Origin of the sequence: Mycobacterium sp. pV006 (assembly GCF_041287115.1) — a bacterium.
GTDB lineage: Bacteria > Actinomycetota > Actinomycetes > Mycobacteriales > Mycobacteriaceae > Mycobacterium.
On record NZ_JBGGKT010000020.1, the window covers coordinates 20,344 to 33,731 of the forward strand.

The window sequence follows — 13,388 nt, forward strand, 5'->3', positions numbered from 1 at the left end:
CCCGGGTCAGGCGATCTCGCTGACCAACTTGCCCAGGATGTCCCGGACGCGCTCGGTCACGTCGGCGTGCTCCCGCGGGTGCTTGCCGTCGAGGGTCTTCGTGGGGAGCGACAACACCTGGTCCTCCAGCACGCGGGGACCGGCGATGCCGAAGGACTTCCGGGTCTCGTCGTGCGCCCACTGCCCGCCGTAGCGCCCCAGGGATGCACCGATGACGGCGAGCGGCTTGTCTTTGAGCGCGCCGTTGCCCCACGGCCGGGAGAGCCAGTCGATCGCATTCTTGAGCCCGCCGGGGATCGAGCCGTTGTACTCGGGGGTGATCACCAACGCCGCTCCGGCGCGCGCGGCCGCGGCACGCAAGGCCTCGACCGGCTCCGGTACCGGGTCGGTGTCGATGTCTTCGTTGTAGATCGGCAGTTCCGCCAGTCGGTCGAACCACTCCACATCCACCCCGGGAGGCGCGCTGTCGATGGCCACCTCTGCGAGCTGACGATTGATCGATGCTGCACGCAAGCTGCCTACCAGGACCAACACGGTCTCGTTCGCCACGACGGGTTCCTCCTCGAGTCGGTTCGATCGTCTCACGCACCAACCGGACCGTAGTCCGATATATTTCCCGTTGAGTTAAAGTGGTCGAGATGAGCGTGTCCGAGCATCCCAGCACGCTGCGGGCGGTCGACGGTGGACCACCCGAACGTGGTGATGCCGCACGCAACCGGGGTCTGCTCCTCGAGGCCGCGCGCCGGCTGGTGGCCGAACACGGAGTGGACGCGGTCACCACCGATGACATCGCCGGGGCCGCGGGCGTCGGAAAGGGCACGCTGTTCCGCCGCTTCGGCAGCCGGGCCGGCCTGATGAACGTTCTGCTCGACGAGGACGAGAAGGCACATCAGCACGCCCTGCTGTTCGGTCCGCCTCCGTTGGGACCCGGCGCGCCTCCGCTGGAGCGGCTGCTGGCCTACGGACGGGAGCGGTTGGCCTTCGTCGACTCCCACCATGCGCTGCTCTCCACCGTCAATCGGGACGCCCAGATGCGTTTCACCGCGCCGATGGCGTTCCACCACAGCCACATTCGCGTACTGCTGCAGGCCGCCGGCACCACCGGGGATCTCGACGGCCAAGCCGCCGCACTCGTGGCGCTCCTCGACGCCGACTACGTGCACTTCCAGACGACCGAACGCGGCCGAACCCTCGACGATCTCGGCGACGCGTGGGAGAGCGTGGCCCGCAAGTTGTGCGGGACATGACCGACCAGCACACGGGGTGGATTCTGCACGTCGACCTCGATCAGTTCCTGGCCGCGGTCGAGTTGGCGCGTCACCCCGAACTGATCGGGACGCCGGTGATCGTCGGCGGCAGTGGAGATCCCACCGAGGCGCGAAAAGTGGTCGCCTGCGCCTCCTACGAGGCGCGGGCGTTCGGGGTCCGCGCCGGAATGCCGTTGCGCGCCGCGGTCCGACGTTGCCCGGAAGCGACGTTCCTACCCTCGGACTCCGAAGCGTACGACGCCGCCTCAGAGCGCGTCATGGCGCTGCTGCGCGACCTCGGCCACCCTGTGGAGGTCTGGGGCTGGGACGAAGCCTACGTCGGCGCGCAGGTGGCCGGCCTGCGTGACGCGATCGACCTGGCAGCGCAGATCCGTGCCCTGATCAGCGCACAGACCGGGTTGTCGTGCTCGGTGGGGATCAGCGACAACAAGCAGCGCGCGAAGGTGGCCACCGGGTTCGCCAAACCCGCAGGGATCCACGCCCTCACCGATGAGAACTGGATGACGACGATGGGCGAGCGTCCCGTCGACGAACTGTGGGGTGTCGGCCCCAAGACCGCGAAAAAGCTTGCCGCGATGGGTATCTTCACGGTCGCGGAACTGGCCGCAACCGACGCCCAGGACCTCACCACCACCTTCGGACCGACCACGGGGCTGTGGATCCTCCTGCTGGCCAAAGGTGGCGGCGACAGCACCGTCAGCGCACAGCCATGGGTACCGCGGTCGCGCAGCCACGTGATCACGTTCCCACAGGACCTCACCGATACCCGCGAAATGGCCGAGGCCGTCGCTGATCTGGCGCGCCGCACACTGACCGAAGTTGTCGAACAAGCCCGTATCGTCACCCGTGTCGCGGTCACGGTGCGTACCAAGACGTTCTACACGCGCACCAAGATCCGCAAGCTCGCCGCGCCGGGCACCGACTCCGAGGTCATCGTCGCCACCGCCATGGAGCTGCTCGCACAGTTCGATCTGGACCGACCGGTCCGCCTGCTCGGCGTCCGCCTGGAGCTCGCAGCGCCCGCCACTTCGGCTGTCAGCACCAGCCGATAGCGTAGAAACCGATGCTGGAGACGGTCGCCATCCGCGGATACCGCTCGCTGCGCGACGTGGTGGTCCCGCTGCGGCAGCTGACGGTCGTCACCGGGGCCAACGGCGCCGGAAAATCGTCGCTGTACCGGGCTTTGCGATTGCTGGCCGACTGTGGCCGCGGCGAGGTGATCGGATCGTTCGCCCGAGAGGGCGGGGTCGAGTCGGCGCTGTGGGCCGGACCCGAGAGCCTGGGCGCCGCGCGCAGCTCGGGGGTCGCCGAGGGTGGGCGACGCACCCGCCCCATGACGATCGAACTCGGGTACGCATCAGACGATTTCGGCTATCTGATCGACCTCGGCCTACCGCAGGACAGGAACACCGCGTTCTCCCGCGATCCGGAGATCAAACGCGAGTCGATCTTCGCCGGCCCGGTACCGCGACCGGCGGCCACCCTGGTGCGCCGGGTTCGCGCCCATGTCGAGGTCGCCGGCGAGGCCACCCGACGATTCGACGAACTGGCCCGCAACCTGGCTCCACACCGCAGCGTCCTGAGCGATTGGGCCGGCGCGGTTCCCGAGCTGACCATGGTCCGGGATCGCCTGCGCGACTGGCGCTTCTACGACGGCTTCCGCACCGACCGTGAAGCCCCGGCCCGCCGCCCGCAGGTGGGCACGCGGACCACCGTACTCGCCGACGACGGCGCCGACCTCGCCTCGGCGGTCCAGACGATCCTGGAGACCGGCACCGAGGACCTCGCGCGCACGGTGGCGACCGCGTTCGACGGCGCGCGACTCTCGGTGTCGGTCAACGACGGACTGTTCGACCTGCAGCTGCATCAACGCGGGATGCTCCGCCCGCTGCGCAGCGCCGAATTATCGGACGGCACAATACGATTCCTGCTGTGGGCGGCGGCACTGTTGAGCCCGCAACCGCCATCGTTGATGGTGCTCAACGAACCCGAGACGTCCCTGCACCCGGAGTTGGTGGCGCCGTTGGCGCAGTTGATCTCCGCGGCGGCGGCGCGCGCCCAGGTCGTCGTGGTCACGCACTCGGCTGTCCTGCGTCAGGCGCTCGACCCCGAGGCCTGGGAGATCGAACTGGTCAAGGACTGGGGCGAGACCACGATTGCGGGTCAGGACCTGCTCAGCACCCCGCGCTGGGACTGGGGTTCTCGGTGACCCCTCAGCGGGACTTACCCTTTGGTTGCAGCGCGCGGGTGAACAGCACGTTGGCCTGCTTCATCGCCGCGCTGTAGGGCAACCACATCGTGCGTTTGAACATGTAGAGCGCCCGAATGTCATTGGACGTGTAGATCAGGTAGCGGTTGCGTGCCACACCACGCAGGATCTTCTGCGCGGCGACTTCCGGCGAGACCGCGTGCCCACCGAACCGGCGCGTCCAGAACTGCACGCGCGGGTCGTCACGATCGACTCCGACGATCGCCACGGTCTGCACCAGCGGGGTCTTCACCGCGCCGGGCACCACCACCGACACCCCGATGCGGTGCCGTGCGAGGTCGAACCGCAACACCTCGGAGAGTCCGCGCAGTCCGTACTTGCTGGCCGAATACGCTGAGTGCCAGGGCAATGCCACGATCCCCGCCGCGGACGAGACGTTGACCAGACTGCCGCCGCGGCGCGCCTCGATCATCGGCGGCACGAATTTCTCGATGACGTGGATGGGGCCCATCAGGTTGATGTCGATCAGCGATTTCCAGTGCTGGTGGGTCAACTGGTCGACGGTGCCCCACGCGGAGATCCCGGCGATGTTCAACACGAGGTCCATCGCCGGGTGGCCTGCGTGGATGTCGTCGGCAAAAGCCGCCACCGCGTCGTAGTCGCTGATGTCGAGAGCACGGTACTCGGCGACGGTGCCACCGAGTGCGCGGGCGTCGGCCACGGTGGCCGACAGGCCTTCCTCGTCGCGGTCGGTCAGGTACAACTCGGCACCTTGGGCCGCCAACTGCAGCGCCGTGGCGCGACCGATTCCGCTGGCGGCTCCGGTGACGAGGCACCGCTTCCCCTGGTAGCCGTTCCGGAAGGGTCTGCGTGATCCGCTGCGCTGCGCCATGTGCGCCGACCTTACCGGCGGTCGGCCTCGCCGAAATCGCAACCGGTCAACTACGGAGGTCGCTTCCACCCCACAACGCGTTGAGCCACAACCGTTCGACGATCTCCACAGCGCGCGCCACGTCCTGGTCGGTTCCGATGAAGGCGCTGTCGTGGGTCAACGTCATCATCGTGGTGGCGGCCAGGGTGCGGATCAGGGCGGGCAGATCGGGAGTGATCGGTCGGGCGCCGTCGTCCTGCTGGACCAGGGCGACGATCCGGGCCACGACCGCTTCGGCGAAGTCGTCCATCATGGTCCTGATCTGCGCGTCGGTGTTGCGGGCAGCCGAACACGCCCGCATCACGGGGTTGTTCGTGGCGTAGACCTTGGCGGCGCTGCCCACCATGCGTTTGGCGAACTCCGACGGCGTCTCCCCCGGTTCGCGCGGGGCGAAATCGTGGGTCAACTCGGTGAGCTCTTCGCGCGCGTCGTCGAGGATCACCGCGAGTACCGCGTATTTGGACTCGAAGTAGAAGTAGAACCCCGACCGTGCCACCCCGGCACGCTCGCTGATGGCGCTGACCGACAGGTCGGCGAACGAATGCTCCTCGAGCAGTTCACGCACCGCGGCGACGATCGCGTCACGCTGCCGATCGCCGCGGCTACGACGGTCCTCGCCGGAGGATGTCGGTTCAACGGTCATGACTGGAGACCTTTTCATCGAAACTCGACTCACTTCAAACTTGACAGGCGTCAAGTGTCCCTATCAGGATGGACCCAGGGTGACATCCACCACAAGCACTTCTCCACAGGAGCGTTCAATGGCGACGATCAGCACCAGAGACTACTTGATCGACCAGGCAAAACGACGTCTCAAGCCGACCCCGGTGACCATCCCGGGCATGGGCCTGCTCGAGAAGAAACTCCTCGAAACCGAGTTCAAGCAGATCACTCTGGCCGAACCACCCCCGGGCAGCGGCCTGAAGGCGGTCAAGGGCGACAAGGGTCTGCCGGTGATCGCGCACATGATCGAGATGTTCCGCGGCGGCCCGGACTTCATCCTCCACCAGTACCGCAAGTACGGCCCCATCTACTTCTCCGGCTCGCAGGTGCTGCCCGCGGTCGCCGCGCTGGGCCCCGACGCCACCCAGGCGGTGTTCACCAACCGCAACAAGGATTTCTCGCAGCGCGCCTGGGACCCGGTCATCGGTCCGTTCTTCGAGGGCGGCCTGATGCTGCGCGACTTCGACGACCACCTCTATCACCGGCGGATCATGCAGGAGGCGTTCACCCGCACGCGACTGGCGGGCTATGTCGAGCACATCGACTCGGTGGCCTCGAAGGTCGTCGCCAACGACTGGGTGGCCAACGATCCCCGCTTCCTGTTCCACCCGGCGGTCAAGGAGTTGACCCTCGACATCGCGTCGGTGGTGTTCATGGGCCACAAGGCCGGCACCGACGTCGAACTCGTCACCACGGTCAACGAGGCGTTCACCACCACCACGCGGGCCGGCAACGCGATCGTGCGCAAGCCGGTGCCGCCGCTGACCTGGTGGCGCGGTATCCAGGCGCGTAAGACTCTCGAGGATTATTTCAACGCGCGCATCGCTGAGAAGCGCGCCTCGGAGAGCACCGACATGTTCAGCGTGTTGTGTCACGCACGCGACGAGGACGGTGGCAGCTTCACCGACGAGGACGTCGTCAGCCACATGATCTTCCTGATGATGGCCGCGCACGACACGTCGACCTCGACCATGACGACCATGGCCTACCACTTGGCGGCCAACCCCGAGTGGCAGGACCGCTGCCGCGACGAGTCGGCGCGCATCGGCGACGGCCCGCTGGACATCGAGGCTCTGGAGAAGCTCGAGACCTACGATCTGGTGATCAACGAGGCGCTGCGGATGATGACGCCGCTGCCGTTCAACTTCCGGCAGGCCGTGCGCGACACCGAACTGCTGGGCTACTACATCCCGGCGGGCACCAACATCATGACCTGGCCGGCACTCAACCACCGGCTGCCCGAGTTGTGGACCGACCCGGAGAAGTTCGACCCGGAACGCTTCGCCGAGCCGCGCAACGAGCACAAGAAGCACCGCTACGCGTTCGCCCCGTTCGGCGGCGGCGCGCACAAGTGCATCGGCATGGTGTTCGGTCAGCTCGAGATCAAGACCGTCATGCACCGATTGCTGCGCAAGTACCGCCTGGAGCTGGTGGATCCGAACTACAAGCCGCTCTACGACCACGGCGGGATGTCGGTGCCGGTGGACGGCATGCCGATCGTGCTGCGTCCGCTGCAGTGACGACCGCCTGAACGACGCGACTGAGGGCCTGCCGGATGTGATCCGGCGGGCCCTCACGCGTGTGCGAGCAACCGGTTGGCGCAGGCGATCACGGCCCGCAACGCCGACGTCGTCGGGTCCTCGGACCACCCCAGCGCCCATTCGGTCCGGCCGTCGCGACTGCCCTGGATGAGGGTTGCGGTGTGGGCTCCGGCGGGCAGTTGGTGAAACGCCGTCATCTCCACGGCCACACCACAGTCGTGCAGCATCTGGGTCAGCGCGGCCACCGGACCGGTGGCCGCAGCGCGACGGGTGCCGATGCGGTCCCCAACCGCGAGCGTGGCCTGGTAATTGCATGCCTGCGGCCCGAGCCGGCGGCCCGGACGCTCGTCGACGCACGTCCACTGTCCGAGCTTGACCGGACCGGCCGACGGCGCGTACTCAGCGACGAAGTCGGTGAAGGAGCGTTGGGCGGCCTGCGCGCGCAGAGCCCGCGGCATCGGGGCGTCGAGGTGGGCGGCGAAGGACACCGCAGAAGAGGCAAGTTGAGAAGTCATGTGCCGACCTTGCAGATCGAGAAAAGGTGACCGACGAAGTAGCGACGACCCACAGCGAGGGGTCGGTCAGGATCAGACCCCGCTGCGGGTTGCTACTACGAGTCGTCTCGGCACGGTCGCGATGCTAGTCCGGCCGACGCGGGGCGCGCAAATGTGTTCCGCACCGCCCCCCGGCGCCGCGCACATGCGCGGGCACAATGTCGGGGATGTCGTGGTCGGAGGCGGTGCTGCTGGTCGGCGCGGGTGTGCTGGGTGGGTTGACCGGGAGCATCGCCGGCCTGGCGTCGGTGGCGACCTATCCGGCGCTGCTGCTGGTGGGACTGCCGCCGGTGAGCGCGAACGTCACCAACACCGCGGCGCTGGTCTTCAACGGCATCGGCTCCATCGCCGGCTCCCGGCCCGAGTTGCGGGGTCAACGCGCCCAGCTGCAGCGGTTGGTCCCGATCGCGGTGGCCGGTGGGGTGGTCGGGGCGGTCCTGCTGCTGTCGACGCCGGCCGACGGCTTCGAGAAGCTCGTCCCGCTCCTGCTGGGGGTGGCGTCGGTTGCGATCCTGCTGCCGGTACGCCCGCGCCCGGATACCTCGGTGACCACGCGCCGGCGCACCAGGGTGCTGCTCGTCGCGACCCTGATCTTCGCCATCTGTATCTATGGCGGCTACTTCGGCGCCGCGGCCGGGGTGCTGCTGCTGGCGGTCCTGCTCCGGCTCAACCGTGGCTCTCTGGCCGAGGCCAACGCGGGTAAGAACGTCGTGTTGGGGGTGGCCAACACGGTGGCGGCCGTGATCTTCGCCGCGGTCGCCGACGTTCGCTGGGACGCCGTGCTGGTGTTGGGTCTGGGTTGCCTGGTGGGATCCCGGATGGGTCCCGTGGTGGTGCGGCACGCACCGGCGGGCCCGATGCGGCTGGCGATCGGGGTGGCCGGGCTGGCGCTGGCCGCGCGGCTGGGCTGGGACGCCTACCGCTGATCGCGACTACACGAACGGGTTGTCACCGGCGGTGACGCGGGTGCCGAGTTCGACCAGGTTCTGCGCCGAGTTGTGCAACCGCTCCCCCGCCTCGGAGCTCGCCTGGCCGGCCAGGTACCGCGACCAGGTGCCTTCGATGACGATCGCGAGTTTGAAGCAGGCCATCGCCACGTACCAGTCGACGTGCTGGGTTCCACGACCGCCCGCCTCGCGGTAGGCGTCGAGCAGCTCGGCACGGTCGGCCAGTCCGCCGTGCGCGGCCAGGGCGGAACCGGCGTCGATGGGATTGGGTCCCTGCGGCCAGCAGATCAGCATCCAACCCAGGTCCAGCAGTGGATCACCGACGGTGCACATCTCCCAGTCGATGAATGCGGCCAGTTCCGGGACGTCGCGGCGCAGCAGCACGTTGTTCAGATGCGCGTCGCCGTGCATGATTCCCGGCTCGGTGTCGGGCGGTCGATGGTCTTCCAGCCACTGGGCCAGCGCGTGCACCGACGGAAAGGACTCCGGGGCGTAGTGCTCGTGGCGGTAGCTCTCGAGCAGCCGCATGAACTGTGGCACCTGACGCGCCAGGAACGACCCCGGACGCTTGAGGGCGGCCAGCGGGCTGCCCTCCCAGGGCACGTTCCCCAGCCGGGCGAGACCCGCGGCGTAGGAGAGCCCGACTTGATGACGCATCGCGGGGTCGCCGATGTAGGCGTCGTCGATCTCGGTGCCGGGGTTGAACCCGTCGACGGCCTCCATCAGGTAGAAGACCACTCCGAGCACGTCGAGATCCTCGCAACCGGCGATCAGCTCCGGATGCGGGACTGCGGTGCCCTTGAGTGTGGACAGCACCGCGATCTCGCGGCGCATGGTGTTGTCACTGGTGGGCCGCGGGTGTTCCGGCGGGCGGCGCAGCACCATCGGAGCGCCGTCGACGAGCAACCGGACCACGATGTTCTGCGAGCCGCCGGTCAGCGGTGCGACATCGGAGACGGTGGCACCCAGACCGGTGCGGCGGACCCAGTCCTGCAGCGCACCCTGCTCGGCCTCGGTGAGAGTCATATCGACAGGCATGTCGCCATGGTGTCAGGTCGGCTCGAGCAGACGCGGAAATGCCTGTCCGACAGCCGGTATCGGCGCGCCGAGCCCGCGGGTGGCGGGTCGGCGCGCCGCACGGTTGCTACTTCGGGGCGAACCGCTGGCCGGCGTCCAGGCGCAGGCACTGCCCGTTGAGCATCGGGTTCTCGACGATCGCCGCGACCAGCTTGGCGTACTCCTCGGGCTTGCCCAGGCGCTTCGGGAACGCCGCGTCCTTGGTCAGGGCCTTGGCGAACTCGTCCGGGATGCCCTCGGTCAGACCGGTGGCGAACAGGCTCGGCGCGATCGCCAGCGCACGGATGCCGAGGCTGCCCATGTCGCGGGCCATGGTCAGGCACATGCCGGCGATGGCGGCCTTGGACGCGGTGTAGGCGACCTGGCCGATCTGACCTTCGTACGCGGCGATCGAGGCGGTGTTGATGATGACGCCGCGCTCTTCCTGCTCGTCGTCGACGAGATCCTGCTGGCTCATCTGCCAACCGGCCAGCCGGCTGATGTTGAACGTGCCGATCAGGTTCAGGTCGACGCACTTGCGGAAGGTGTCCAGGCTGTGCGGACCATCCTTCTTGACCGTGCGCTCGGCGGCGCCCCCACCGGCGGTGGTGACGATGATGTGCAGCCCGCCGAGCTTGTCGATGGCCTGCTGCAGCACCTTCTCGGTGCCTTCGAAGTCGGTGACGTCCACCTCGAAGAAGGAGCCGCCGATCGCATCGGCCACTTCCTTGCCCTTCGACTGCGGACGGTCCAACACCGCGACATCGGCGCCGCGCTGGGCCAGCAGCTCGGCGGTGGCCTTGCCGAAGCCGGACGCTCCGCCGACGACGATGGCTTTCTTGCCCGAGATTTCCACGCAAGTTCCCCTTTCCAAAAAGTGCTCGAATCGTAAAGCAACCTAGCTGATGACATCGATCTGTAAGCCTTTCGGGTTCCCTCCGGCGGTACGTTGGCGCCATGACCACCCCGGGTGCGCGGGCCCTCGGCGGTGTGGCCGCCGCCGCCACCGCCCTCGGCGTGGCGCAGCTGGTCGCGGTCTTGTTCGGCCCCCGGTCTGACGCCCGCACGGCAGTGGGCTCCTCGGTGATCGACCTGACGCCCGGCGCCGTCAAAGAGTGGGCGATCCAGACCTTCGGCACGGCCGACAAAGCCGTGCTCACGGCGTCGGTGCTGATCGTGATCGCCGTACTGGGCGCCGCGGCCGGCCTCCTGGAGACCCCGCGACGTCCCGTGGGCAGCCTGATCATCGCGGCCGCGGCGGCCCTCGGCGGCGCGGCGGTGCTGTCCCGAAGCGGGTCGGGTCCGGTCGATGTCCTTCCGACCGTGCTCGGCGCGGCGTGCGGGATCGCTGTGCTGCGGTACCTGACCGTCCGGGCGCGCGACGAGGTGACCGATCGCAGCCGCCGGGCGTCGCTGCTGGGGCTGGGCTTTCTGGTCGCGGGGACCGCGAGCGGGGTCCTCGGCGTCGTGCTCGCCAGGTTGACGACCTCGGTCTCCGGTGAGCGCCGGGCCTTCGCGGTGCCGCCGGCCGATGTGCCGGCCGCGCCGATACCGGCGTCGGTGCAACCGGAGGGGGTGGCATTGCCGTCCTTCGTCACCTCCAACGCCGATTTCTATCGCATCGACACCGCACTGAGCGTCCCCCAGCTCAGCGCGACCGAGTGGCAGCTTCGCGTGCACGGCATGGTCGACCGCGAGATCACCTATCGCTTCGACGACCTCGACGGGTTCGAGGTCGTCGAGAAGGCGGTGACGTTGACGTGTGTGTCCAATCCCGTTGGCGGCGAATTGATCTCCAATGCCCTGTGGACGGGTTACCGGGTGTCCGACCTGCTCTCCCGAGCCGGGGTGCACTCCGATGCCGACATGGTGTTGTCGACCTCGATCGACGGGTGGACGGCGGGTACTCCCGTGCAGGCGCTCCTCGACGGCGATGCACTGCTGGCGGTCGGGATGAACCGGGAGGCCCTGCCCGTCGAGCACGGATATCCGGCGCGCCTGGTGGTCCCGGGACTGTACGGATATGTGTCGGCCACCAAATGGGTCGTCGACCTCGAGGTCACCCGATTCGACCGCGCCCAGGCCTACTGGACCCGATTGGGGTGGGCGGAGCGCGGACCGATCAAGACGGCGTCGCGGATCGACGTGCCGCGCAGCGGAGCCGACGTCGCGCTCGGGCCGGTGACATTCGGCGGAGTCGCGTGGGCCCAGGACCGCGGGGTGCGCGCGGTCGAGGTGCAGATCGACGACGGGCCTTGGGAACCGGCGCAGTTGGCGCACGCCTATTCCCGCGACACCTGGCGGTTGTGGAGTTTCCCGTGGGTGGCCCGGGACACCGGATTCCACACGATCACCGTGCGCGCCACCGACGACACCGGGTACGTCCAGACCGCCGACCGCGCCGCGCCGATCCCCGACGGCGCGACCGGTTGGCACTCGATCACGTTCGCCGTCCACTGATGCCGCCCCTCCCCCATGACCCCCTTCCCCCATTCGCCGAAATTGCATTCCACGCGCGTCACGCGAAGTTGACGCGCGTGGAATGCGAGTTCGGCGGGAAAGAGTGACTCGTGTTGTTGATCGAGGTGGCCCGGGCGTCGGCTGAGGTCGGCGCGTCGTCGGCGCGGCGGGCCAAGATCACGCGGATCGCTGCGCTGCTGAACGAGGTCCGCGGCGAAGCGGATCTGGTCGCTGTGATCGTCTCGTGGCTGTCCGGCGAGCTCACGCAACGCCAGATCGGTGTGGGCTGGGCCAGTCTGCGCGCCCTACCCGACCCCGCCGCACACCCGACGCTGACGGTGTCCGACGTCGAGGCCCGGCTGAGCGCGATCGGTCAGGTGGCCGGGAGAGGTTCGCAATCCCGCCGCGCCGAGTTGCTCGGCGCGCTCTTCGCCGCCGCGACGGCCACCGAACAGACGTTTCTGCGTCGACTGCTCAGCGGGGAGCTGCGCCAGGGAGCGTTGCTCGGGGTGATGGCCGACGCCGTCGCCGCGGCCGCCGAGGTTCCGGCCGCAGCGGTGCGCCGCGCCGCGATGCTCGGCGGCGCGCTGCCCGCGGTCGCCGCGGCCGCCCTCACCGGCGGTGAGGACGCGCTCGGCCGGTTCACCCTGCAAGTCGGCCGACCGGTGGGGCCGATGCTGGCCCAGACGGCCGCAGACGTCGCAGAGGCGCTCGACCGCCTCGGCGGGACAGCGATCTTCGAGGCCAAGCTGGACGGGGCGCGGGTTCAGATCCATCGCCGCGGCAAAGAGGTGTCGATCTACACCCGCAGTCTCGACGAGGTCACCGACCGGCTGCCGGAGGTCGTCGACGCCGTCCTGGCGCTGCCGGTGACCGACCTGATCGCCGACGCGGAGGCGATCGCGCTGCGCGACGACGGTCGGCCGCATCGTTTCCAGGTGACCGGATCACGCTTCGGCCGACGCGGCGACGCGCCCGCGACCCAGCTGCTGTCGGTGTTCTTCTTCGACCTGCTGCACGCCGACGGGGTGGACCTCTTGGACCGGCCCGCGCGGGAGCGGCTGGCCACACTCGACGCGATCGTGCCCGCCCAGCAGCGCGTCGACCGCCTGGTCACCGGTGATCCTGATGCGGCGCAACACTTCCTGGACACGACCCTGGCCGCGGGGCACGAGGGCGTCATGGCCAAATCACCGACCGCACCGTACGAGGCCGGCCGGCGGGGAGCGGCCTGGCTGAAAGTCAAACCGGTGCACACCCTGGACCTGGTGGTGCTGGCCGTCGAGTGGGGATCGGGCCGGCGATCCGGCAAGTTGTCGAACATCCACCTCGGCGCCCGCGATCCGCAGACCGGCGGTTTCGTGATGCTGGGCAAGACGTTCAAGGGCATGACCGACGACATGCTGGCCTGGCAGACGCAGCGGTTCCTCGAACTCGCCACCGGGCCGACCGACGGTTACGTCGTGCCCGTACGTCCCGAACAGGTCGTCGAAATCGCCTTCGACGGTCTCCAGACCTCCTCGCGCTACCCCGGCGGGATGGCCTTGCGGTTCGCGCGTGTCCTGCGGTACCGCGAGGACAAGTCCGCCGCCGAGGCCGACACCATCGACACCGTGCGCGCCCTCTACGACCGGCACTGACCGAAACTGGATTTCGGCCCCGCCGCACCTGGGCCGGTGCAAGGATCGGACAAGGTAGG

The 13,388-nt window shown here is 68.6% G+C and carries 13 protein-coding genes; 7 read left to right on the forward strand and 6 right to left on the reverse strand.

The features are described from left to right. Positions 1-6: 6 nt before the first annotated feature. Positions 7-549 (reverse strand): NAD(P)H-dependent oxidoreductase, encoded by a 543-nt coding sequence (locus ACAG25_RS22320; RefSeq protein ID WP_370490658.1) that lies wholly within the window; start codon positions 547-549, stop codon positions 7-9. Positions 550-638: 89 nt separating this feature from the next. On the opposite strand from ACAG25_RS22320, the gene ACAG25_RS22325 reads away from it, so the two are divergent. Genes ACAG25_RS22325 through ACAG25_RS22335 form a run of 3 tightly spaced genes read left to right on the forward strand, consistent with a single transcriptional unit; the run spans position 639 to position 3,477 of the window. Continuing rightward, positions 639-1,247 (forward strand): TetR/AcrR family transcriptional regulator, encoded by a 609-nt coding sequence (locus ACAG25_RS22325; RefSeq protein WP_370490659.1) that lies wholly within the window; start codon positions 639-641, stop codon positions 1,245-1,247. Beyond that, positions 1,244-2,320 carry a DNA polymerase IV gene (locus ACAG25_RS22330; RefSeq protein ID WP_370490660.1) on the forward strand — a complete coding sequence of 359 codons (1,077 nt, stop codon included), beginning with the start codon at positions 1,244-1,246 and terminating at the stop codon, positions 2,318-2,320. The genes ACAG25_RS22325 and ACAG25_RS22330 overlap by 4 nt, the downstream gene beginning before the upstream one ends. Before the next feature lie 11 nt (positions 2,321-2,331). Continuing rightward, positions 2,332-3,477, forward strand: coding sequence for an AAA family ATPase (locus ACAG25_RS22335; RefSeq protein WP_370490661.1), 1,146 nt, complete (start codon positions 2,332-2,334; stop codon positions 3,475-3,477). 4 nt (positions 3,478-3,481) lie between these two features. Here the strand turns inward: ACAG25_RS22335 and ACAG25_RS22340 are convergent, their stop codons facing one another. Further along, a complete protein-coding gene (locus ACAG25_RS22340; RefSeq protein ID WP_370490662.1) occupies positions 3,482-4,369 on the reverse strand; it encodes an SDR family oxidoreductase in 888 nt (295 codons plus the stop codon). A gap of 46 nt (positions 4,370-4,415) precedes the next feature. Continuing rightward, complete coding sequence (locus ACAG25_RS22345) at positions 4,416-5,051, reverse strand: TetR/AcrR family transcriptional regulator (RefSeq protein WP_370490663.1); 636 nt, start codon at positions 5,049-5,051, stop codon at positions 4,416-4,418. Between the two features lie 118 nt (positions 5,052-5,169). Between ACAG25_RS22345 and ACAG25_RS22350 the strand changes: the two genes are divergently transcribed. Further along, a complete protein-coding gene (locus ACAG25_RS22350) occupies positions 5,170-6,651 on the forward strand; it encodes a cytochrome P450 (protein WP_370490664.1) in 1,482 nt (493 codons plus the stop codon). A 53-nt stretch (positions 6,652-6,704) separates the two neighbouring features. Here the strand turns inward: ACAG25_RS22350 and ACAG25_RS22355 are convergent, their stop codons facing one another. Beyond that, entirely contained in the window at positions 6,705-7,187 is a 483-nt protein-coding gene (locus tag ACAG25_RS22355; protein WP_370490665.1) for a homocitrate synthase, read from the reverse strand. A 206-nt stretch (positions 7,188-7,393) separates the two neighbouring features. Here ACAG25_RS22355 and ACAG25_RS22360 point away from each other — a divergent pair, with 206 nt between their 5' ends. Next, positions 7,394-8,152 carry a sulfite exporter TauE/SafE family protein gene (locus ACAG25_RS22360; RefSeq protein WP_370490666.1) on the forward strand — a complete coding sequence of 253 codons (759 nt, stop codon included), beginning with the start codon at positions 7,394-7,396 and terminating at the stop codon, positions 8,150-8,152. A 6-nt stretch (positions 8,153-8,158) separates the two neighbouring features. Here the strand turns inward: ACAG25_RS22360 and ACAG25_RS22365 are convergent, their stop codons facing one another. Then, the gene (locus ACAG25_RS22365) at positions 8,159-9,211 is read right to left on the reverse strand and encodes a phosphotransferase family protein (protein WP_370490667.1); all 1,053 of its coding nucleotides are present in this window, start codon (positions 9,209-9,211) and stop codon (positions 8,159-8,161) included. Positions 9,212-9,317: 106 nt separating this feature from the next. Next, positions 9,318-10,085 carry an SDR family NAD(P)-dependent oxidoreductase gene (locus ACAG25_RS22370; RefSeq protein ID WP_370490668.1) on the reverse strand — a complete coding sequence of 256 codons (768 nt, stop codon included), beginning with the start codon at positions 10,083-10,085 and terminating at the stop codon, positions 9,318-9,320. Positions 10,086-10,186: 101 nt separating this feature from the next. On the opposite strand from ACAG25_RS22370, the gene ACAG25_RS22375 reads away from it, so the two are divergent. Then, complete coding sequence (locus ACAG25_RS22375; protein WP_370490669.1) at positions 10,187-11,689, forward strand: molybdopterin-dependent oxidoreductase; 1,503 nt, start codon at positions 10,187-10,189, stop codon at positions 11,687-11,689. A 110-nt stretch (positions 11,690-11,799) separates the two neighbouring features. Then, positions 11,800-13,329: an ATP-dependent DNA ligase gene (locus ACAG25_RS22380; RefSeq protein WP_370490670.1), complete on the forward strand. Its 1,530-nt coding sequence runs from the start codon at positions 11,800-11,802 to the stop codon at positions 13,327-13,329. The last annotated feature ends 59 nt before the right edge of the window (positions 13,330-13,388 follow it).